This is a genomic window from Novosphingobium sp. HR1a (assembly GCF_015594425.1).
Lineage (GTDB): Bacteria > Pseudomonadota > Alphaproteobacteria > Sphingomonadales > Sphingomonadaceae > Novosphingobium > Novosphingobium resinovorum_A.
In genome coordinates, this window is sequence record NZ_JABXWS010000045.1 from 38,343 (window position 1) to 58,707 (window position 20,365).

Genomic DNA, 20,365 nt, shown 5'->3' on the forward strand with positions numbered 1-20,365 from the left:
CTCACGGCACATAACGGCACTCAGCGGCACATAAAGCTACCACACGATGACCACAGGCACGGCAATCCCCACTGACAACCGCCTGACCGGCGTGCTCTGCGGCATCGGCGCGGGTGCCTTGTGGGGCCTCGTGTTCCTCGCCCCCGAACTGGCGAGCAGCTTCTCCCCCCTCCAGCTGAGCATCGGCCGCTACTTGTGTTACGGAGCCGCATCAGCCGTGCTGATCGCCCCGCGCCGCCGCCAGGTCTTCTCAGCACTGACCCGGCGCGAGTGGTGGAGCCTCGCCTGGCTCGCCGTGCTCGGCAACACCGCCTACTTCGTGTTCCTCGCCAGCGCCGTGCAGTCAGGCGGGGTCGCCATGACCTCGCTGGTGATCGGCTTCCTGCCCGTAGCGGTGACCATCGTGGGCAGCCGCGACCATGGTGCCGTGCCGCTGCGCCGCCTTGCACCCTCGCTGCTGCTCTGCGCCGGAGGAGCGGTCTGCATCGGTTGGCAGGCGCTGGCCTCGCCCGCCTCCGGATCGACGACCGCGCAACTGACCGGCCTCGCCTGCGCCGTCGGTGCCCTCGCCTCGTGGACCACGTTCGCGATCGGCAATGCCCGCTGCCTCGTGCGCACCAAAGTCTCGGTCTATGAGTGGAACCTGCTGACCGGCCTCGTCACCGGAGCGCAGGCCCTGCTCCTCCTCCCCGTCTCGCTCGTGCTGGAGGACTGGCGCCGCCCGGCCCCCGAATGGCTGACTTTCGCGGCCGTCTGCGTCGCCGTCGCGCTCCTGGCCTCGATTCTCGGCAATGCGCTGTGGAACCGGATGAGCCGCCTGCTGCCACTCACCCTCGTCGGCCAGATGATCCTGTTCGAAACGCTGTTCGCGCTGATCTACGGCTTCGCATGGGAAGGTCGCCTGCCGACGCCGATGGAACTGGCGGCCTTCACGCTAGTCGTAGCGAGCGTGGTCACCTGCCTTTCGGCGCATCGCCGCCCCTGATTCGTCATTGGTGGAAAGCCCCACCTCAAGGACCTATCCCCTCGGCTCGAACACCGACCATCCCGTGCGGTGGACAAGCTGTTCCAGCGCCAGTTGCCCGAGGTGCGAGTTGCCCGCCTCGTTCAGCCCCGGCGACCACACCGCAATGCTGGCGATCCCCGGAGCCACCGAAAGGATGCCGCCCCCGACCCCCGACTTGCCCGGCAGGCCGATGCGATAGGCGAAGTCGCCCGAATTGTCGTAGTGCCCGCAGGACATCATCAGCGCATTGATGCGCCGCGCCCGCCGTGCAGTGACCACCCGGTGCCCCTCCACACGCCCGTCCCCCATCAGGAAGCGCCCCGCCATTGCCAGCTGCCGACAGCTCATCGCCAGCGCGCAGAAGTGGAAATAGGTGCCCAGCACCAGTTCCACGTCGCCATGGATGTTCCCGAAGGCGCGCATGTAGTTGGCGAGCGCCATGTTGCGAAAGCCGGTCTCCTGCTCGGCGCGGGCGACGGTCTCGTCGATGCGGATCGTATCGTCGTCGCCCGCCAGTTCGCGCACGAAACGCAGCATCTGCCCGATCGCCTCGCGCGGCTGCAACCGGCCAAGCAGCACATCGCATACCACGATAGCCCCGGCGTTGATGAAGGGATTGCGCGGAATGCCGTGCTCGGTTTCCAGTTGCACGATGGAGTTGAACGCCGACCCCGAAGGCTCGCGGCCCACCCGGTTCCACAACTGGTCCCCCACCGCGCCCAATGCCAGCGTCAGCGCGAAGACCTTGGAGATCGACTGGATCGAAAACGCCTCGTCCGCATCGCCTGCGGCGTGAACCGTGCCGTCGGCCGTGACCACGGCGATGCCGAACTTGTCGGCCGGAACCGACGCGAGCGGCGGAATATAGGAGGCGACGGTGCCGCGCTCGGCAATGCCGCGCATTTCCTCGGCGATATCGGCGACGACCCGGGCAATCGGCTCCATGTAATCTCCCGTCGTCCCGGGCTTGACCCGGAACCGCTGGCCGTGAACGACCCACCTTGCCGCGCGCGCAGCCCGGTCTCACCTAAAGACCGCCACCGGTCCCGGATCAAGTCCGGGGCGACGTCTCATCTGCGCCTGCCCGCCACGCGCAGCATGCTCCGGTGAGGAACCAGACGGCGAAACTCAGCCAGAACCCTATGAACGGCGCGGTCACGCCATCAAGCGGATAGAGCGTCGCCCTCCAGAATGCCCAAAGGCCGCCCATGACGGCCAGCCCCGCATATCCGGGGTGGTAGACCGCAATGCCGTCTTTCGGGGCGAGGCGCCACCGCATTCGGCGATTGCCCGGCTCCGGCGACCAGATCGCGAACGCCAGACGCATGAAGATATAAAGCCCCGCCAGTGCGAACAACGGCGCCGAAAGCTCCAGAAGCGGGATGTAATCGTTGAAGCAGTCGTCGAAATCGCCGGTAAAGCTCCGCCCGCGACACTGAACCTGATGCTTCGCCAAGCCACCGAAGAAAGGCATGAACGAGGACGCCAGCCACAACCCGCAGCCTGCAAAGGCCAGAGTCTTGCGGACGCCCTCCTTCAGAATCACCCCGCCAGCGCCGCCTTCACCGCCGCGATGGCGTCCGCCGCCTTGTCACCGTCGGGCCCGCCGCCCTGCGCCATGTCGGCGCGGCCGCCGCCGCCCTTGCCGCCGAGCGCCTCGACGCCCTTGCGCACGAGTTCCACGGCGCTGACGGTGCCGGTGAGGTCTTCAGTGACGGCAGCGGCGATGCTCGCCTTGCCCTCGTTCACCGCGACGATCGCCGCCACGCCCGAACCGAGGCGCTGCTTGGCTTGATCGAGCAGCCCGCGCAGTTCCTTCGGGTCGAGCCCTTCGAGCACCTGGCCGGAGAACTTGACGCCGTTCACGTCCTCGTCAGCCGCCTCGGCCTTCGCGCCGCCGCCGCCAAGAGCCAGCGCCTTCTTCGCCTCGGCCAGTTCGCGCTCCAGCTTGCGGCGTTCGTCGAGCAGCGCGGCGACGCGGGCTTCCACGTCCTCCGGCGTCGTGCGCAGCAAGCTGGCGGCGTTCTTGAGCGCGTCTTCGCGGCCAACCAGCCACTGGCGCGCGCCCTCGCCGGTCATCGCCTCGATACGGCGCACACCCGAGGACACCGCGCTTTCCGATACGATGCGGAACACGCCGATGTCGCCGGTGGCGCGCACGTGGGTGCCGCCGCAAAGCTCGACCGAATAGGTGCGATCGCCGGAATGGCGGCCCATCGAGAGTACGCGGACTTCGTCGCCGTACTTCTCGCCGAACAGCGCCATGGCGCCCGCCTCGATGGCATCGTCCGGCGTCATCAGGCGGGTGAGCACCTGTTCGTTGGCGCGAACTTCGGCGTTAACCTCGGCCTCGATCGCGGCGATGTCCTCTTCGGTCAGCGCCTTGGGGTGCGAGAAGTCGAAGCGCAGGCGATCGGCCGCGACCAGCGAGCCCTTCTGCGTGACATGGTCGCCCAGACGGCCGCGCAGCGCCGCATGCAGCAGGTGCGTCGCCGAGTGGTTCGCGCGCACCGCATCGCGGCGCTCGACGTTGACCGTCATGGCGACGGCATCACCGACCTTGATCGTGCCCGCCTCGACCGTGCCGCTCATCGCGTGCAGGCGGCCGAGCGGCTTGGCGGTGTCGATCACGGTGATCTTGAGGCCGTTCGCGCCGGAGATCGAGCCGCGATCGCCTTCCTGACCACCCGATTCGCCGTAGAACGGGGTCTGGTTGGTGAGCACGACGACCGCGTCGCCCGCGCTCGCCGACTGGACTTCCTTGCCGTCCTTCACCAGCGCCACGACCTGGCCTTCGCCGGTGGTCGAGGTGTAGCCGGTGAACTCGCTGGCGCCTTCGCGCTCGGCGATGTCGAACCACACTTCGCTGTCGGCGGCCTGGCCCGAGCCCTTCCACGCAGCGCGCGCGGCGGCCTTCTGCTGCGCCATGGCGGCATCGAAGCCCGCCTTGTCGACGGCGATGCCGCGCGAACGCAGGGCGTCTTCGGTCAGGTCATAGGGGAAGCCGAAAGTGTCGTAGAGCTTGAACGCGGTTTCGCCCGGAAGTTCGCCGCCCTCGCCCATGCCGGCAGTCGCCTCGTCGAGCAGCTTGATGCCGTTCGACAGGGTGCGGCGGAACTGTACTTCCTCGCGCTCCAGCGTCTCTTCGATCAGCGGCTGCGCGCGGCCGAGTTCGGGATAGGCCTGGCCCATCTCGGCGACCAGCGCGGGCACCAGGCGGTGCATCAGCGGATCGCGCGCGCCCAGCAGGTGCGCATGGCGCATGGCGCGGCGCATGATGCGGCGCAGGACATAGCCGCGGCCCTCGTTCGAAGGCAGCACGCCATCGGCCAGCAGGAAGCTGGTCGAGCGCAAGTGGTCGGCGATCACGCGGTGGCTGGCGCGAGTGTCACCCTCGGCGGGAACGCCGGTCAGGCTTTCCGACGCGGCGATCAGCGCCTTGAAGGTGTCGATGTCGTAGTTGTCGTGGACGCCCTGCATGACGGCGGAGATGCGCTCCAGACCCATGCCGGTGTCGATCGAGGGCTTGGGCAGGTTGCCGACGATCTCGCCCGCAGACTGCTCGAACTGCATGAACACGAGGTTCCAGATCTCGATGAAGCGGTCGCCATCCTCTTCCGGCGATCCCGGAGGGCCGCCCCAGATGTGGTCGCCATGGTCGAAGAAGATTTCCGAGCACGGACCGCACGGACCTTCGTCACCCATCGCCCAGAAGTTGTCCTTCGTGGGGATGCGGATGATCTTCTGCTCAGGCAGACCGGCGATCTTCTTCCACAAGTCGAAGGCTTCGTCGTCGGTATGATAGACGGTGACCAGCAGCTTCTCGACCGGCAGGCCCCACTCCTTCGTCAGCAGCGTCCATGCATGGGTGATCGCCTGCTCCTTGAAGTAATCGCCGAACGAGAAATTGCCGAGCATCTCGAAGAACGTGTGATGGCGCGCGGTGTAGCCGACGTTGTCGAGATCGTTGTGCTTGCCGCCCGCGCGAACGCATTTCTGCGAGGACGTCGCGCGCGGCGTGGCGCGTGTTTCCAGGCCGGTGAACACGTTCTTGAACGGCACCATGCCCGCATTGACGAACATCAGCGTCGGATCGTTGTAAGGAACGAGCGGTGCGGACTGCACGGCCTCATGACCATTGCTGGCGAAGTAGTCGAGGAAGGACCGGCGGATGTCGTTCGTAGTCTGCATGATTTGCGCCGATAATGGACACCGCGCGCGGCGGCAAGCGGGAGTCTGCGGTCAGACTGGTCGGGAATTGCGATGATACGCCGGTTTTTGCACCATAGTGGCGGGCGGGTTACGGAAGAAGGGAAGAAGACGCAGGGGAGCATAGCCCCCCTGCACCCCCGTTACCTGTCGTCGCCGCGCGTGCAGCAGTCTTGGGTACGCATTGCCTTCGTGGATCATGGTGCCGCGGGCCATTTCGACATGGAAGGCGGTTTCGCCGCGGAAAGCGCATGACTGTGAACGATTCTCTGCGTGAGCACTGCAAGCGCTTCAGTCGTATATTCAGAAGATGTCCAAGATCGAACAATCCCTCGCCCTGCCCTTGCGGCGCCTGACCAATCCCATCCAACTGAGCATCGGCGCCGCCGTGACAGTAGCCGGTACCATCCTGGCCTTGGCCCACCTCTAATTTCTTCCATCATTCGTCATTGCGAGCGCAGCGAAGCAATCCAAGGCCGCGTAAACCGCCATGGATTGCTTCGCTGCGCTCGCAATGACGAGGACTTTGCCCGACAGCCCAACGCCGCTGCAAGGCACAAGGCCGACAGTCCCGGGAGCGCGAGGGTGTTAACCCTCGCATTTCTCCTTCAACTTCCTACCGAAACAAAAAACCCCGACATTCCTGCCGGGTCTTTTTGTCGGATCAGGCGTCGTCCTCGGAAGGTCCGACCATCATTTCCTCCGCCAGACCGTCGGTCTTGGTGCGGATCGCCTTCTCGAGACGATCGCAGACTTCGGGGTTGGTCTTGAGGTAGGTCTTGGCGTTCTCACGCCCCTGCCCGATGCGGATCGAATCGTAGCTGAACCATGCGCCCGACTTCTCGACGAGGCCGGCCTTGACGCCGAGGTCGAGGATTTCGCCGATCTTGGAGACGCCTTCGCCGTACATGATGTCGAATTCGACCTGCTTGAACGGCGGGGCGACCTTGTTCTTGACGATCTTGACGCGGGTGGCGTTGCCGACGACTTCGTCGCGGTCCTTGATCGCGCCGGTGCGGCGGATGTCGAGGCGGACCGAGGCGTAGAACTTGAGCGCGTTACCGCCCGTGGTCGTCTCCGGGTTGCCGTACATGACGCCGATCTTCATGCGCAGCTGGTTGATGAAGATCACCATGCAGCGCGAGCGGCTGATCGAACCGGTCAGCTTGCGCAGCGACTGGCTCATCAGGCGGGCCTGGAGGCCGACGTGGCTGTCGCCCATCTCACCTTCGATTTCGGCGCGAGGGACGAGGGCGGCGACCGAGTCGACCACCAGCACGTCGATCGCGTTCGAACGCACCAGCGTATCGACGATTTCCAGCGCCTGCTCACCGGTGTCGGGCTGCGAGACGATCAGTTCGTCGATGTTGACGCCCAGCTTCTTGGCATAGACCGGGTCGAGCGCGTGTTCGGCGTCGATGAAGGCGGCGGTGCCGCCGGTCTTCTGCGCTTCGGCGATGCAGTGCAGCGCGAGCGTGGTCTTGCCCGAGCTTTCCGGGCCGTAGATTTCGATCACGCGGCCGCGCGGCAGGCCGCCGACGCCGAGTGCGATATCCAGACCGAGCGAGCCGGTGGAGATCGCTTCGACCTGCATGGTCTCCTTCGAGCCCAGCTTCATCGCGGAGCCCTTGCCGAACGCCTTGTCGATCTGTGCGAGCGCGGCTTCGAGCGCCTTCTGACGGTCCATGGAGTCCTTTTCCTTGCCTTCCTGGATCAGCTTGAGCTGAGCGGCCATATTACTTACCTCCTGCTACCTAGCTGACCGGAAAGGTCAACGTCACGAAGCGACCTGTACTCGCTTCGTTCCACCAGAACAAGATAGGAACTTCGGCAGATTTCCGTTTTTTAACGCGGGAATCAGCCCTTGGCGGTCTGCGCCAGAACTTCCCCGACTTTTTCGGAGAGCTGCTGGACCGAGAACGGCTTGGGCATGAACCAGGCGTTGGGGATGCCGATCTGCTTGCGCAGCTGCTCCTCCGCATAGCCCGACATGAACAGCACCGGCAGGTCGGGCGCGAAGCGGCGAATCTCGCGCGCCATGGCTGGACCGTCGAGCGTGGGCATGACGACGTCGGAGACGACGAGGTCGAACTGGCCGCCCTCCTCCACCAGTTCGAGGCCTTCTTCGCCGTCGCGCGCGCAGGTGACCTGGTAGCCCTGCCGGGTGAGCGCGCGTTCGGCGACGATGCGCACCGGGTCCTCATCCTCGACCAGCAGAATCGAACCGCCGCCCGCCCACTGCGTCGGCGGCGGGGTGGGGGCGACGATCGCCTTTTCAGGGAGACTGCCGGGGGTCGCATGGTGGACCGGGAGATAGACGGTGAAGCGCGTGCCGCCGCCTTTGCCATTTTGGCCCACGTCGGTCTCGGCGAAGATGAAGCCGCCCGACTGCTTGACGATGCCGTAGACGGTCGAGAGGCCGAGGCCGGTGCCCTTGCCCTGCTCCTTGGTGGTGAAGAACGGCTCGAAGATCTTGCCGAGGATTTCGGGCGGGATGCCGCCGCCGGTATCCTCGACGATGAGCGCGGTGTACTCGCCCGCCGGGATGATCTCGGACCGCATCGCGCGCACGTCGGTGGTGGTGATGCGGCGGGTCGCGAGCGTCAGCTTGCCCGCACCGTCGCCGCGCGATTGCATGGCGTCGCGGGCGTTGACGCACAAGTTGACGATGACCTGCTCGAGCTGCGTCGGGTCGGCGCGGACGGGGCCGAGATCGCGGTCGTGGGTGACGGCAAGCTGGATTTTCTCGCCGATCAGGCGGCGCAGCATCTGCGAGACGTCGGCGACGACGTCGGGCACCTGGATTACCTCGGGCCGGAGCGTCTGCTGGCGCGAGAAGGCGAGCAACTGGCGGGTCAGCGAGGCGGCGCGGTTGGAGTTGGCGCGGATCTGCTGGATGTCGTCATAGTCCGAATCGCCCGGCGTATGGCGCATCAGCATGAGGTCGCAGGTGCCGAGAATGGCGGTGAGCACGTTGTTGAAATCGTGCGCGACGCCGCCCGCAAGCTGGCCCACCGCCTGCATCTTGGTGGCCTGTGCTACCTGACGCTTGAGGCGCATTTCCTCAGAGGTATCGGTAAGCCCGAGCAACACGGCGGCATCGCCAAGGCCGCGCACGCCCGCGAGGCTGAGCGAGACGGGATCATCCGGCTGACTGGTCAGGCGGATCGCGAGGTCTCCCGCCGCAGCCGGGCCTTGCGCGAAGCGACGGATCGCTTCGGACAGCGCGCGCTTGTCATCCTTGACGACGAGGTCGGTCGGGTAGGTCGGCGGTTCCTGCCCTTCGTGGCCGGCCGCGCGCATGAAGGCCGGGTTGGCGAAGAGGAGGCGTCCGTCGCGGTCGGCCATGGCGAGGCCAAGCGGGAGCTGGCTGAGAAGTGCCTCCAGATGCGGCGCGGAGCCGGTGCCGCCGCCTCCGGTGCCGATGCCCTGCGAGGCCTCGACCACGAGCATCAGCGACGGGGTCGTGTTGGGGTCGGCCTCGTCGGTACGGTCAGGGTCGGTGACGGGGACGTGATAGAGCACCAGCGCGCCGCCGCGTCCGCCATCGCGCGCCCAGCCGATCCGCTCGCCCTCCTCCTGGCCGAGCAGCGCGACGAAGTCGGCGCCGGTCATGTCGGCATGGGCATCACCGGTGGCGCGCAGGGCGAAACCGGCGCTCGCGGCGCGGATAGTGCCGTCGGGATCGACCAGCGCGGCGGCGATGCCCGCCTTGGAAAGGCCGCGTCCCAGCTTGCCATCAAGCTGCGCGACGAGTTCGCCGACCGGGTCGCTGGAGCCGATGGCGCCGATGCGCCAGACGAGGAAGTCGTCGCCCCTGCCGGTGCGGCGCACGTCTGCGCGCCAGTGGACGCCGTCCTCGTTGGCGATCTCGGCCGTGCCGTGACCGTCGCGCCAGGCGCGACGAGTGGCTTCGGCGAGGCGTTCGAGCGAGATCGGCAGAACCGGCAGGCTGGGCGGCGCGGCAGCGGGGCCGAACCAGTTCTCGAAACAGGAATTGGCGCAAGTCAGGCGCCCGGCACGGTCGGTGACGGCGATCGCCATGTCGGCGCGCTCGATCCCGGCGACGGTGACCGACCAGTCGGGCTGGGCGAACTCGACCTCGGCGGCGGGCGCGCGGCGGCGGGCGAGCGCCCATGCGCCTGCACCGAACACGAGGATTGCGGCGAGGAACGTCGCCATCAGCAGCACGTCGCCCGAGACGACCCAGATCAGCACGGCGCTCAGAAGCAGGGCTCCGACGACGACGAGGACGTCAGTGCGCAGTCCGGGGCGCTGTATGCCAGAGTTCATGCAGAGACTTCATTCATGCGGGGGTTTCCGTGGGGGTTTCGATGCGATCCCGTTTCGGCCGCAGGCGACGAGCGCGGTGCTTGTGGCCGATCCACCAGCGCCAGAACCACAAGGTCAGGAAATAGCTGACGAAAGCGGCGATGACCGACTGGATGAACAGGCCGATCACCACGGCGGGCGCGGTATCGGAAAGCAGCCAGTGCCACCACTGCTGGAAACCCGCGCCTTCGCGCACCATCGCGTTCACCGTGGCGATGTCGGCGTGATAGCCGAAGCTGTTGCCGATCGAGACCGCGAGCGGGAGGATGATCAGCAGCGTCGTGAACGGATTGGAGATGAAGGTCACCGCCGCCGCGAGCGGGATGTTGCCGCGAAACGGCACGCACATCAGCGCCGCGCCGACGATCTGTACGCCCGGAATCAGCGCGAAGATGCCGATGAACATGCCCACCGCCATGCCGCGCGGGACCGAGCGGCGGGTGAAGCGGAACAGTTCCTGCCGCCTTGCGAAAGGCGCGGTGAAGCGATTCCCCTCAAGCTGGGCGTGAGTGGGCATCTGCCGGTGCAGCCACACGGACATGCGGTGGAGGATTGCGCTCATCCCGGCTCAGCCGTGGTCGCGCATGATGCGGGCCTGGTCGCGCTTCCAGTCGCGGTCCTTGATCGTCTGGCGCTTGTCAGCGGCGTTCTTGCCCTTGGCGAGCGCCAGTTCGACCTTCGCGCGGCCCCGGCTGTTGAAGTAGATCGACAGCGGCACGAGCGTCATGCCCTTGCGCTCCACCGCGCCCTGCAGACGGGAGATTTCCCGTTCGTGCAGCAGCAGCTTGCGGGGGCGCTTGGGCGTGTGGTTGAAACGGTTGCCGTGGCTGAATTCAGGCACGTTGGCGTTGACCAGCCAGCATTCGCCGCCGCGAATCTCGGCGAAGGATTCAGCGATCGAACCCTCGCCGAAACGGAGCGACTTCACTTCGGTGCCGGTGAGTGCGATGCCGGCCTCGAACTTGTCCTCGATATAATAGTCGAACCGTGCCTTGCGGTTTTCCGCAACGGTCTTGAACTTGTCGAATACGGAGTTTTGAGGGCGTGCCATGATCAGCCGCATGTAGGGACAAGACGGCGAAAAGAAAACGCCCCTTTGATCCGGTTCAGCGCGAGAAATCCTCCACGCGCCACGAAGCGGCCGAACCGGATGGACAGCCGCGCCCGCGAATGAACGGCGCGGTTAACGGATTGTCATCGCCTTCCGGATCAACCTTGCGTTGCAAACGCCCGGAATTGCGGGAATATCGCGTACAAATTCGGGGGAATTTCTCATATGCGCACAGTCCTGCGGGCGGCCGTTCCGACCGCCCTTCTCCTCCTGCAAGTGCTGCCGGCAGCTTCGGCGGCGACGGTCGAACCGCCACCGCTCAATGCCTATGGAGAACTGCCCCGCGTGGAGGATGCCGCCCTCTCGCCTGACGGCGGTTCCATCGCCAGCGTCGCCCAGTCCCAGGGCGAACGCCGGATCCTGGTGGTCACCCGGGACGGCAAGGTTCGCTTCAACGCCGCCAGCGGCACCAACAAGATACGGCGGATCGACTGGGCCGATGCCGACACCGTGCTCCTCACCAACAGCGCCACCGTGCCGCTGTTCGGCTTCACCGCCGACAAGGTGGAGATGAACGGCACCGTGCTGATCCCGCTCAAGGCGGGCAACGAGACCGGGCTGGTCTTCGGCAAGAACCGCGCGATCGTGAATGCCACGCGCGGCCGCTATGGCCTGCGCACCATCGGCGGGCGCACGGTAGGTTTCTTCGGCGGCATCGCACTCGACACCACCACCCGTGGCGAGCCGAGTTGGAAGCACGGGCGCACGACGCTCTACGCCGTCGACATCGCCACCAACAAACCGCGCGTGGTCGCTCCTCCTGCCGCGGAAAACCATTATCGCGACTGGCTCGTCGATGCCTCGGGCACGGTCTCGGTCACGCTCGACATCGCGGAGGAAAGCGGCCTGTGGACGATCGACACGCTGCGCGGAAAGGAACTGGTGCGCGGCGTCGACCCGACCGGCGACGTCAGCCTCGTCGCCTTCGGGCGCGGCGGGGCGAGCGTGATCTACCAGATCGAGGACAAGGACGGCGTCCAGCATTGGTTCGAAGTGCCCCTCGCCGGGGGAACGCCTCAGGAGTATCTGCCCGGCATCGCCATCGATCGCCTTTTCGTAGACCGCACCACCGGCATCCTCATCGGCTACCGCACGATGGAGGAAGTGCCGCGCACGGTCATGGACGATCCTGTGCAGCAGCACGCCATCACCCGCATCTTCAAAGCCTTCGCGGGCAGGCAGGTTGACCTGATCGACTGGACGCCGGGCTTCTCCAAGGTCCTGCTGCGCACCAGCGGCAACCAGGACAGCGGCACCTGGTATCTCGTCGACGTCGCGCAGCGCCGGGCCGATCCGGTCGGCGACGAAAGGCCAAGCATCGCTCCCGAGCAGGTCGGACCGATCTCGGCCATCGACTACAAGGCGCAGGACGGGCTGGAGATGGACGGCATCCTCACGCTGCCACCGGGACGCGAGGCCAAGGGACTGCCGCTCGTCGTGCTGCCCCACGGCGGCCCGGCCGCCTACGACAAGCCTGCGTTCGACTGGTGGGCGCAGGCTTTCGCCTCGCGCGGGTATGCCGTGTTCCAGCCCAACTTCCGGGGCTCGACCGGACGCGGAGACGCCTTTCGCCATGCCGGTGACGGCGAGTGGGGCCGCAAGATGCAGACCGATATTTCAGACGGCCTCGCCGAACTGGCCGGGCGCGGCATCGTCGATCCGAAGCGGGCCTGTATCGTCGGCGCGAGCTACGGCGGCTATGCCGCACTGGCCGGGGTGACGATCCAGCATGGGCTCTACAAGTGCGCGGTCTCGGTGGCGGGCGTCGCCGACATCAAGCTGATGTACGACACCGATCTTCGCGAAAGCGGGGGGTCCAAGATGCTGGGCCGTTCACTGGTCGAGCAACTCGGCGACCGCAAGGGCTTCGACGCCGCATCGCCGCGCCGCTTCGCCGCACGGGCCGATGCGCCTGTGCTGCTGATCCACGGCAAGGACGATACGGTCGTCCCCTACCGCCAGAGCCTGGTCATGGCCGATGCGCTGAAGGATGCCGGTAAGCCCTACGAACTGGTCACGCTGGCAGGCGAGGACCACTGGCTCTCGCGCGAGGAGACCCGCAAGCAGATGCTGGCAGCGGCGATGCGCTTCGTTCAGCAGCACAATCCAGCGGAGTGAGGCGAAAAGGCGCGGCGCCCCAGACTTGTGCCGGGGCCCCGCGGAAGCCTTACACCAGCCCGGCGTGGACCAAGGCCTCGTCCACGGACTTCATCGCCGCTTCGCCGCACGTGACGAGCGGCAGGCGCAGTTCGTTTTCGATCCAGTCGTGGACTTGCGCCAGCGCGTACTTGCACGGCCCCGGCGAGCTGTCCTCGAACATGGCGTAGTGCAGCGGGTAGAGGCGGTCGTTCAACTCGCGCGCCTTCTCCAGATCATTGGCGGCGCAGGCGGCCTGGAACTCGGCGCAGAGCGCGGGCGCGACGTTGGCGGTCACCGAAATGCAGCCGACGCCGCCCGCCGCATTGAACGGCAGGGCCAGTTCGTCATCGCCGCAAAGCTGCACGAAGTCCTTGCCGATGCCCATGCGGTGGTCGGTCACGCGGCTGAGGTCGCCGCTCGCGTCCTTGATCGCGATGAAGCGCCCCGGGAAGCGGCGGGCGAGTTCGCAGACCGTCTCGGGCAGCAGGTCGGTGACGGTGCGGCCGGGCACGTTGTAGAGCACGATCGGCAAGTCGTTGTTCTCGGCAAGGTAGCTGAAGTGCGCCAGCAGGCCCGCCTGGCTCGGGCGGTTGTAGTAAGGCGCGACCAGCAGCGCGGCGGCCGCGCCGCACTTCTTCGAGAAGTTCATGTGCAGCAGCGCGTTCATCGTGTCGTTGCTGCCGCATCCGGCGATGATCGGCACGCGGCCCGCCGCCTGCTCGATGCAGACTTCGATGACGCGGTGGTGTTCGGCGTTGGACAGCGTCGAGTTCTCACCCGTGGTGCCGCAGGGGACGAGCGCCGAGGAGCCCGATTCGATCTGCCAGTCGACGAGGCGGCGGAAAGCCTGTTCGTCGAACGCCCCGTCGCGAAACGGTGTGACAAGCGCGGGAATCGAGCCGGAGAACATGGACTTTACCTCTTAGCGATGCTCAATGATCGCTCAGCCGGGGAACAACCCCGCTTGCCGAACGTCACGTTCAGCGCCTGATAAGGAGCCTCTTGAGAAAATGTCCAGCATGTTGCGCGCCCCCCACCTGCTGCTGAGCATTTCTTTCACCGTTTTTGCCGTTCCCGCACTCGCCCAGTCAACGTCGCCCTACGGGACGCCGGACGGCCGCGAATGGGATGCGGCAAGGGCGCAGTCGATGCAGACGCACGACATGAACGTCCACCAGTCGATCGACCAGTGGAAGCTGCTGAGCGCCAACGACCGCATGGGCTTCGCCGCCTATACCTCGTTCCTGCTGACGTATCCGGGCTATCCGCAGCAGGACAAGATCAGGGGCTATGCCGAAAAGGCGCTGCTGACCGAATCGCCCTCGGCCCAGGCGGTGATCGGCTATTTCGACCGCTTCGCCCCGATCGGCAGCCGCGCGGCGGGCCGCTATGCCGTGGCGCTCTCGACGATGCGCCGCGCGGATGCCGCGACCAATGCCGTCGCCGCCTGGCGCATGGGGGCGCTGATCGATTCGGACGAGGCCGCCCTCCTCGGCCTTTATCGAGGCCAGTTCACCGCCGCCGATCACGACGCGCGCATGGATGCGCTGCTGTGGCAGGGCGAAACCGCGCAGGCCGAGCGGCAGATTTCCTTCGTCTCGGCCGCCCGCCGCGCCGAGTTCATGGAGCGCCTGACGCTGCTGCAAGGCTCCGCCCCGGGCACGCTGGGGATGAGCCTGCCCTCCGGCATCGCGTCCGACCCCGGCTATATCTACAACCGCGCGGTGCAGGCGCGCCGTTCGGGCAACAGTGCGGGTGCGGTGAGCCTGCTCGCCAATCGCCCGCCGCTGTCGCGCCCGGTAGCCCAGCCCGAGCAGTGGGTGCGCGAACTGCTCACCGCCGCGAAAGCCGCCGACGCATCGAGCGCGGTGCGCATCGCCACCTCGATCGACGACGCCTTCGCCCCCGGCACCGACGTCAGCCGCCAGTCCTTCCGGGTGCGCGACGACTACACCACGTTGATGTGGCTGGGCGGGACCAAGGCATTGTGGAGCCTCTCCAGCCCGCGTCAGGCCGCACCGCTGTTCTACCGCTACGGCGCCGCCGCGCAGACGCCGGGCACGCGCTCCAAGGGCTTCTACTGGGCTGGCCGCGCCGCCGCGATGGGCGGCGACACGGCGGGCGCCAACCGCTACTTCGAGATGGCGGCGCAGTATCCGCAGTACTTCTACGGCCAGCTTTCGCTCGAACGGCTGAGCCGCCCGATCCCCAACCTCGACACCCGGCCGAGCGCGGTGCCGAGCATGGCCCAGCGCACCTCGTTCGCCTCGCTGCCGATCACGCGGGCGGTGCGCGACGTCGCCCGCGACGCCGACTGGCGCACCGGCGTGCAGTTCTACCGCGAGATCTCCAACCAGGCGCAGACCGCCGAGGACTACGTGCTCGTCGCCGATCTGGCGCGTGAGATCGGCCGCCGCGACCTCGCCGTCATCATGGGCCAGAGCGCGCATGCGGGCGGGTTCGACCAGTTCGGCAAGATCTCGTTCCCGCTGGTCCCGACCCCGCAGGGCACCGACTGGACGATGGTGCACGCCCTCGCCCGGCAGGAGAGCCAGTTCGCCCAGAACGCGCTCAGCCACGCGGGCGCGCGCGGGTTGATGCAGCTGATGCCCGGCACCGCGCGCGAGCAGGCGGGCAAGATGGGCCTCGCCTATGACGAAGGCGCGCTGATCAGCGATCCCAGCTACAACATCCTGCTGGGCGACGCCTACTTCCGCCGCGTGAAGGACTACTTCGGCGGTGCCCTGCCGCTGGCCATTGCCGCCTACAACGCCGGTCCCGGCAACGTGAACAAGTGGCTGCGCGCCAACGGCGATCCGCGCACCGGCTCCGTCGAGTGGCTCGACTGGCTGGAGCAGATCCCGATCTACGAGACCAAGAACTACGTCCAGCGCGTGCTGGAAAACGCCGTGGTCTACGAGACGATGTATCCGGAGAAGTCGGACTACAACGGCGCCAACAAGCTCTCGCGGCTGATGCCGGGCAAGCGCGCGCCGGGCTGATCGCCACGCCCGCCCGGTGATGTACCTCGAACATCTGCTGCTGGCGCTGGCGGTGCAGGTCCTCGTCGCCCGCCTGACCGGCAACTGGTGGACCGGCGCGGCGCTCGCAAGCGCCTATTTCATCGGGCGCGAGGCAGCGCAGGCGGAGTATCGCTGGATCGAGCAGTTCGGCCACGGCCTGCGCGCGAACATGCCGTGGTGGGGACCGTTCGATTTACGCGTCTGGCCCAAGCTGGACCAGTGGATCGACTGGATCGGCCCGCTCGTCGGCACCTGCGCGCTGGCATGGTTGATGACGCGCAAACGCCGCTTCTAATCGAGCCGCACTCGCCCTATCAGCGGCGACATGAAACCCGCCGGTCCTCCCATCTCTCCCACTGGCATGGCCGCCTTGCGCGCCCGCTACGACCACCTGCTCGGCAAGGAGCGCCCCGAGATCGTGGAGATCGTCTCGTGGGCGGCGGGCAACGGCGACCGCTCCGAGAACGGCGACTATCTCTACGGCCGCAAGCGCATGCGCGAGATCGACCGCGAACTGGCCTTCCTCGCCCGCCGCATGAAGGCGCTGCGGGTCGTCGATCCCGCCGACCAGACCGAGCGCGGCAAGGTCTTCTTCGGCGCCACCGTCGAACTCGCCGACGAGGACGACGAGCGCCTGACCATCACCATCGTCGGCGACGACGAACAGGACGCCTCCACCGGCCGCATCGGCTGGAGCGCCCCGATCGCCCGCGCCCTGCGCGGCGCAGGCGTGGGCGACTTGCGCATCGTGCGCCTGCCGTCCGGCGAGAAGGAGTGGGAGATCATGGCGGTGAGCTACCCATGATGGAGTTGAGCGTCGAAGCGATCGGCTTCCTCATCGCCATCGCCTTTCTTGCGGGCGGGGTCGACGCGCTGGCGGGCGGCGGCGGGCTGCTGACGATCCCAGCGCTGATGGCAGCGGGCATACCGCCCGTCTCTGCGCTGGCGACCAACAAGCTGCAGAGCACCATCGGCACGTCCTCCGCCTTCCTGACCTTCCACCGCGCCGGGCATGTCGACCTCAAGGCCTTCGCCTTTCCGGCGCTCGGCGCCTTCGTCGGCTCGGTGGCGGGCGGAACCGCGGTGCAGTTCGTCGATCCCAAGTTCCTCGCCGCCTTCGTGCCGGTGCTGCTGATCGCGATGGGCCTCTACTTCCTGCTCGCCCCGCCGATGAGCGAGGTCGATCGCCACGCCCGCGTCGGCCGCTTAGGGCTGACGCTGATCACCACCGGCATCGGTTTCTACGACGGCTTCTTCGGCCCCGGCACCGGCTCGTTCCTGACGACGGCGCTGGTGGCGCTGGGCGGACTTGGCCTCGTGCGCGCGATCGCCAATACCAAGTTCCTGAACCTGTCCACCAACGTCGCCGGGCTGCTGGCGATGATCGCGGGCGGCAAGGTGCTGTGGCTACTGGGCGCGGGCATGGCGGCGGCGAACGTCGCGGGCAACCAGGTCGGTGCGCGCCTCGCGATCCGCTACGGCGGCAAGGGCGTGCGGCCGCTGCTCGTCGTCATGTCCTTCGCGCTAACGGTGAAGCTGCTCTCCGACCCGAAGAACCCGCTGTGGAGCTTGTTCTGAATGCTTCGCTTCGCGGCTCTCCTGTCCCTGTCATGCCTTGCGCTCGCCCCCTCGGCACACGCCCGCGAGAGCCTCGGCCTCTACGGCACATGGGGCGCCTTTCGCGATCCGCTCGTCCCGCGCTGCTACGCCATCGCCAAGGCCGAGCCGAGCGCAAAGCGGCGTGACTACCAGCCCTACGCGGCGATCGGCACATGGCCGAGTCGCGGAGCGCGGGGGCAGGTGCATTTCCGGCTGTCGCGCAAGCTCGCGCAGAATGCGGTGATCACCCTTCGCGTCGGTGACAGGCGCCTGCAACTGACCGGCGGCGGCGGCGACGCATGGCCGCGCAGCGATGCCGACAACGCCGCGATCACCGCCGCCATGCGCTCGGCCCGCTCGATGACCATCGGTTCGCGCGACGACCGGGGGCTGCCTTTCGGCGATACGTATGTCCTGCCCGGCGCGGCTTCAGCCATGGACGCCGCGCTGATCGGCTGCGCCCGGCTCAGATAGAAGAAGGGCGGAGCCACGGCCCCGCCCTTCCCTCGCCATGAGGTCGTGAAACCTTAGAAGCGCACGCCCACGCCCGCCATGACCTGGTGACGGTCGAGGTCGAGGTTGAAGCGCTGGCTGTCGGGGATCTCGTTCGTGTAGTCGATCTCGCCCTTGCTGTAGTTCGAGTAGCGGTACTCGATCTTGGCGAAGACGTTGTTCGTCACCGCCTGCTCGACGCCCGCACCGATGCGCCAGCCGTCGGCATCGATGTCGCGATTGGTGTCGACCGTGCCGAAGGTGCTGCGAACGTCGAACTTGGCGTTCGTGTAGCCACCCTTGGCATAGAGCATCGTCTTCGGGCTGATCACGTAACCGACGCGCGCGCCGACGTAGAGATCACGGTTCGCCTTGACGTTGCCGAGGCCGAAGCCCTCGAACTCGCCGTCGTTGAAGCGGGTTTTGGCGGTGGACCAAGTCACTTCCGCCTCGGGGCCGACCACAAGGTTGCCCGCGCGGAAGTCGTAGCCCGCGCCGACGCCGTAGGTGAACCCGTCGACCGTCTTGTTGTTGTCCTCGTTGACGTCGTCGTCAACGCTGCTCCCCGCCTTGGTGGCGTCGTAGCCGCCCAGCGCCTCGACGTGGAACTGCGAAAACGGATCGACCGGTGCGACGTTCTGCGCGAAAGCCGGAGCGGCCGAGGCCATGGCGGTTCCTGCGGCGAGACAAACAAGGATCTTCTTCATAAACGGTACTCCAAAAACGATCCCGTGAGGCGGGCTGTTCCCGCTTGCCCATCGGGCTTCCAGCAAGCGGGTCGCCCCGCCTTGGACTGGTCAAAAGCGGATGGACCGCCCGGAGTTTCCTGAACCTAACACAACGAAAACGTTGATGTTTTTCGGCAACACTGCGTCGATGGATGGAGTATGTGGCGCGATGTGTGACGGGAACCTGACAAAGCGCTCGCCGTTCGCGCAGGCTCGCGCGGGCGGGCATCTTCCGTTTCGGGGCGATATGCACTATATGCCCGCCGATCATGTCAGAGCAGCACATCTCCACCGCAGCGGTCTCGACCGCCGCCGGCCTCACGCCGATCCCGGGCAACGTCGACCCGATGACCGTGGCGCGTCCCTCCCTGGTGGACGGCGTGACCCCGCGCGAAGACGGGCGCATCGACCTCATCGGCCTGCCCAAAAAGCGCATCGCCGAACTGTTCCAAGGCGCCGGGCTGGACGTGAAGGCCGCCAAGCTGCGCGCCAAGCAGGTCTATCACTGGCTCTACCACCGCGGCGTGACCGAGTTCGAGGCGATGACCGACATCGCCAAGACCATGCGCCCCTGGCTGGCCGAACGCTTCGTCATCGGCCGCCCGGAGATCGTGGAGGCGCAGCATTCCAGCGATGGCACCCGCAAGTGGCTGCTGCGCACGGCAGACGCGCACGACTTCGAGATGGTGTTCATTCCCGACGCCGATCGCGGGACGCTCTGTGTCTCCTCGCAGGTCGGCTGCACGCTCAACTGCCGCTTCTGCCACACCGGCACCATGCGCCTCGTGCGCAACCTGACCGTGGGCGAGATCGTCGGCCAGGTCATGTTGGCGCGCGATTCGCTCAGTGAGTGGCCCAAGAACGCCGAAGACAGTCGCCGCCTCGCCGCATTGATGGACGACATCGGTGACGACGATGACGAGGAAGGCGGCTACCACCCTAGCGGCCGCCTGCTGACTAACATCGTGATGATGGGCATGGGCGAGCCGCTCTACAACTTCGACAACGTGCGCGATGCGCTCAAGCTGGTGATGGACGGTGACGGCCTCGCCTTGTCGAAGCGCCGCATCACCCTCTCCACCTCGGGCGTGATCCCGCAGATGGAACGCTGCGGTGAGGAGATCGGCGTGAACCTTGCCGTCTCGCTTCACGCGGTGACCAAGGAAGTGCGCGACGAGATCGTGCCGGTGAACAAGAAGTACGGCATCGAGCAGCTGCTGCAAGCCTGCGCCGACTATCCGCGCGCCTCCAACGCCCGGCGCATCACCTTCGAGTACGTGATGCTCAAGGACAAGAACGACAGCGACGACGACGCGCGCGAACTGGTCCGCCTGCTCAAGCACTACAAGCTGCCCGCCAAGGTGAACCTGATCCCGTTCAACCCCTGGCCCGGCGCACCTTACGAATGCTCGACGCCCGAGCGCATCCGTTCGTTCTCGGAGATCGTGTTCCAGGGCGGCATTTCCGCGCCGGTGCGCACCCCGCGCGGACGCGACATCGATGCGGCCTGCGGCCAGCTCAAGACGGCAGCGGAAAAGAAGAGCCGCGCCGAGATCGACCGCCTGCTGGCGGAGAAGGAAGCGGCGCTGCTGGGCTGAGGGAAGCCCACCGCTGATGAATGATGAAAGCCCACCCCTGCCCCCTCCCGCCAGCGGGAGGGGAATGAGAGGTCTGTTCTGCCCTCCCGCTTGCGGGAGGGCCGGGAGACTTACGAGCGCAGCGAGTT

The 20,365-nt window shown here is 66.8% G+C and carries 17 protein-coding genes; 8 read left to right on the forward strand and 9 right to left on the reverse strand.

The genetic code is table 11. The features are described from left to right. Window positions 1-46 precede the first annotated feature (46 nt). A complete protein-coding gene (locus HWN72_RS10780; protein ID WP_008831286.1) occupies window positions 47-985 on the forward strand; it encodes a DMT family transporter in 939 nt (312 codons plus the stop codon). Window positions 986-1,018: 33 nt separating this feature from the next. Here the strand turns inward: HWN72_RS10780 and HWN72_RS10785 are convergent, their stop codons facing one another. The 7 genes from HWN72_RS10785 to smpB all read right to left on the reverse strand — a co-directional run bounded on the left by HWN72_RS10785 (window position 1,019) and on the right by smpB (window position 10,598). After that, on the reverse strand, window positions 1,019-1,951 hold the full coding sequence (locus HWN72_RS10785) for a glutaminase (protein ID WP_008831285.1): 933 nt from the start codon (window positions 1,949-1,951) through the stop codon (window positions 1,019-1,021). Window positions 1,952-2,057: 106 nt separating this feature from the next. Then, window positions 2,058-2,552 (reverse strand): hypothetical protein, encoded by a 495-nt coding sequence (locus tag HWN72_RS10790; protein ID WP_008831284.1) that lies wholly within the window; start codon window positions 2,550-2,552, stop codon window positions 2,058-2,060. Continuing rightward, window positions 2,549-5,197, reverse strand: coding sequence for an alanine--tRNA ligase (gene alaS, locus HWN72_RS10795; protein WP_211150285.1), 2,649 nt, complete (start codon window positions 5,195-5,197; stop codon window positions 2,549-2,551). Before alaS ends, HWN72_RS10790 begins: the two co-directional genes overlap by 4 nt. 682 nt (window positions 5,198-5,879) lie before the next feature. Continuing rightward, complete coding sequence (gene recA / locus HWN72_RS10800) at window positions 5,880-6,950, reverse strand: recombinase RecA (protein WP_008831281.1); 1,071 nt, start codon at window positions 6,948-6,950, stop codon at window positions 5,880-5,882. Between the two features lie 122 nt (window positions 6,951-7,072). Continuing rightward, window positions 7,073-9,508 (reverse strand): ATP-binding protein, encoded by a 2,436-nt coding sequence (locus tag HWN72_RS10805; protein ID WP_008831280.1) that lies wholly within the window; start codon window positions 9,506-9,508, stop codon window positions 7,073-7,075. A gap of 13 nt (window positions 9,509-9,521) precedes the next feature. Next, window positions 9,522-10,109 (reverse strand): DUF2062 domain-containing protein, encoded by a 588-nt coding sequence (locus HWN72_RS10810; protein WP_008831279.1) that lies wholly within the window; start codon window positions 10,107-10,109, stop codon window positions 9,522-9,524. Window positions 10,110-10,115: 6 nt separating this feature from the next. After that, entirely contained in the window at window positions 10,116-10,598 is a 483-nt protein-coding gene (gene smpB, locus HWN72_RS10815) for an SsrA-binding protein SmpB (protein WP_008831278.1), read from the reverse strand. A gap of 225 nt (window positions 10,599-10,823) precedes the next feature. Here smpB and HWN72_RS10820 point away from each other — a divergent pair, with 225 nt between their 5' ends. Further along, entirely contained in the window at window positions 10,824-12,776 is a 1,953-nt protein-coding gene (locus HWN72_RS10820) for a S9 family peptidase (protein WP_211150286.1), read from the forward strand. Between the two features lie 49 nt (window positions 12,777-12,825). Here the strand turns inward: HWN72_RS10820 and dapA are convergent, their stop codons facing one another. Continuing rightward, on the reverse strand, window positions 12,826-13,707 hold the full coding sequence (dapA, locus tag HWN72_RS10825) for a 4-hydroxy-tetrahydrodipicolinate synthase (RefSeq protein ID WP_008831276.1): 882 nt from the start codon (window positions 13,705-13,707) through the stop codon (window positions 12,826-12,828). Window positions 13,708-13,807: 100 nt separating this feature from the next. Between dapA and HWN72_RS10830 the strand changes: the two genes are divergently transcribed. The 5 genes from HWN72_RS10830 to HWN72_RS10850 are packed head-to-tail and all read left to right on the forward strand — an operon-like array spanning window position 13,808 to window position 17,893. Further along, window positions 13,808-15,799, forward strand: a complete 1,992-nt coding sequence (locus tag HWN72_RS10830) for a lytic transglycosylase domain-containing protein (protein WP_008831275.1) — start codon at window positions 13,808-13,810, stop codon at window positions 15,797-15,799. Window positions 15,800-15,818: 19 nt separating this feature from the next. Further along, window positions 15,819-16,115, forward strand: a complete 297-nt coding sequence (locus HWN72_RS10835) for a hypothetical protein (protein ID WP_008831274.1) — start codon at window positions 15,819-15,821, stop codon at window positions 16,113-16,115. A 30-nt stretch (window positions 16,116-16,145) separates the two neighbouring features. After that, complete coding sequence (gene greB, locus HWN72_RS10840) at window positions 16,146-16,625, forward strand: transcription elongation factor GreB (RefSeq protein ID WP_036523799.1); 480 nt, start codon at window positions 16,146-16,148, stop codon at window positions 16,623-16,625. Further along, window positions 16,622-17,398, forward strand: a complete 777-nt coding sequence (locus HWN72_RS10845) for a TSUP family transporter (RefSeq protein ID WP_248005939.1) — start codon at window positions 16,622-16,624, stop codon at window positions 17,396-17,398. The genes greB and HWN72_RS10845 overlap by 4 nt, the downstream gene beginning before the upstream one ends. Next, window positions 17,399-17,893 (forward strand): hypothetical protein, encoded by a 495-nt coding sequence (locus HWN72_RS10850; RefSeq protein WP_008831271.1) that lies wholly within the window; start codon window positions 17,399-17,401, stop codon window positions 17,891-17,893. Between the two features lie 53 nt (window positions 17,894-17,946). On the opposite strand, the gene HWN72_RS10855 is transcribed toward HWN72_RS10850, so the two are convergent. Further along, window positions 17,947-18,618, reverse strand: a complete 672-nt coding sequence (locus HWN72_RS10855) for an outer membrane protein (RefSeq protein ID WP_037520291.1) — start codon at window positions 18,616-18,618, stop codon at window positions 17,947-17,949. 290 nt (window positions 18,619-18,908) lie between these two features. Here HWN72_RS10855 and rlmN point away from each other — a divergent pair, with 290 nt between their 5' ends. Then, window positions 18,909-20,237 carry a 23S rRNA (adenine(2503)-C(2))-methyltransferase RlmN gene (rlmN, locus tag HWN72_RS10860; protein ID WP_008831269.1) on the forward strand — a complete coding sequence of 443 codons (1,329 nt, stop codon included), beginning with the start codon at window positions 18,909-18,911 and terminating at the stop codon, window positions 20,235-20,237. Window positions 20,238-20,365 lie beyond the last annotated feature (128 nt).

Bases quoted from the DNA above. Each gene is read 5' to 3' on its own strand.
- HWN72_RS10780 (WP_008831286.1), top strand. From the start codon at position 47: ATGACCACAGGCACGGCAATCCCCACTGACAACCGCCTGACCGGCGTG.
- HWN72_RS10785 (WP_008831285.1), bottom strand. From the start codon at position 1,951: ATGGAGCCGATTGCCCGGGTCGTCGCCGATATCGCCGAGGAAATGCGC.
- alaS (WP_211150285.1), bottom strand. From the start codon at position 5,197: ATGCAGACTACGAACGACATCCGCCGGTCCTTCCTCGACTACTTCGCC.
- recA (WP_008831281.1), bottom strand. From the start codon at position 6,950: ATGGCCGCTCAGCTCAAGCTGATCCAGGAAGGCAAGGAAAAGGACTCC.
- HWN72_RS10805 (WP_008831280.1), bottom strand. From the start codon at position 9,508: ATGAACTCTGGCATACAGCGCCCCGGACTGCGCACTGACGTCCTCGTC.
- HWN72_RS10810 (WP_008831279.1), bottom strand. From the start codon at position 10,109: ATGAGCGCAATCCTCCACCGCATGTCCGTGTGGCTGCACCGGCAGATG.
- smpB (WP_008831278.1), bottom strand. From the start codon at position 10,598: ATGGCACGCCCTCAAAACTCCGTATTCGACAAGTTCAAGACCGTTGCG.
- HWN72_RS10820 (WP_211150286.1), top strand. From the start codon at position 10,824: ATGCGCACAGTCCTGCGGGCGGCCGTTCCGACCGCCCTTCTCCTCCTG.
- dapA (WP_008831276.1), bottom strand. From the start codon at position 13,707: ATGTTCTCCGGCTCGATTCCCGCGCTTGTCACACCGTTTCGCGACGGG.
- HWN72_RS10830 (WP_008831275.1), top strand. From the start codon at position 13,808: ATGTCCAGCATGTTGCGCGCCCCCCACCTGCTGCTGAGCATTTCTTTC.
- HWN72_RS10835 (WP_008831274.1), top strand. From the start codon at position 15,819: ATGTACCTCGAACATCTGCTGCTGGCGCTGGCGGTGCAGGTCCTCGTC.
- greB (WP_036523799.1), top strand. From the start codon at position 16,146: ATGAAACCCGCCGGTCCTCCCATCTCTCCCACTGGCATGGCCGCCTTG.
- HWN72_RS10845 (WP_248005939.1), top strand. From the start codon at position 16,622: ATGATGGAGTTGAGCGTCGAAGCGATCGGCTTCCTCATCGCCATCGCC.
- HWN72_RS10850 (WP_008831271.1), top strand. From the start codon at position 17,399: ATGCTTCGCTTCGCGGCTCTCCTGTCCCTGTCATGCCTTGCGCTCGCC.
- HWN72_RS10855 (WP_037520291.1), bottom strand. From the start codon at position 18,618: ATGAAGAAGATCCTTGTTTGTCTCGCCGCAGGAACCGCCATGGCCTCG.
- rlmN (WP_008831269.1), top strand. From the start codon at position 18,909: ATGTCAGAGCAGCACATCTCCACCGCAGCGGTCTCGACCGCCGCCGGC.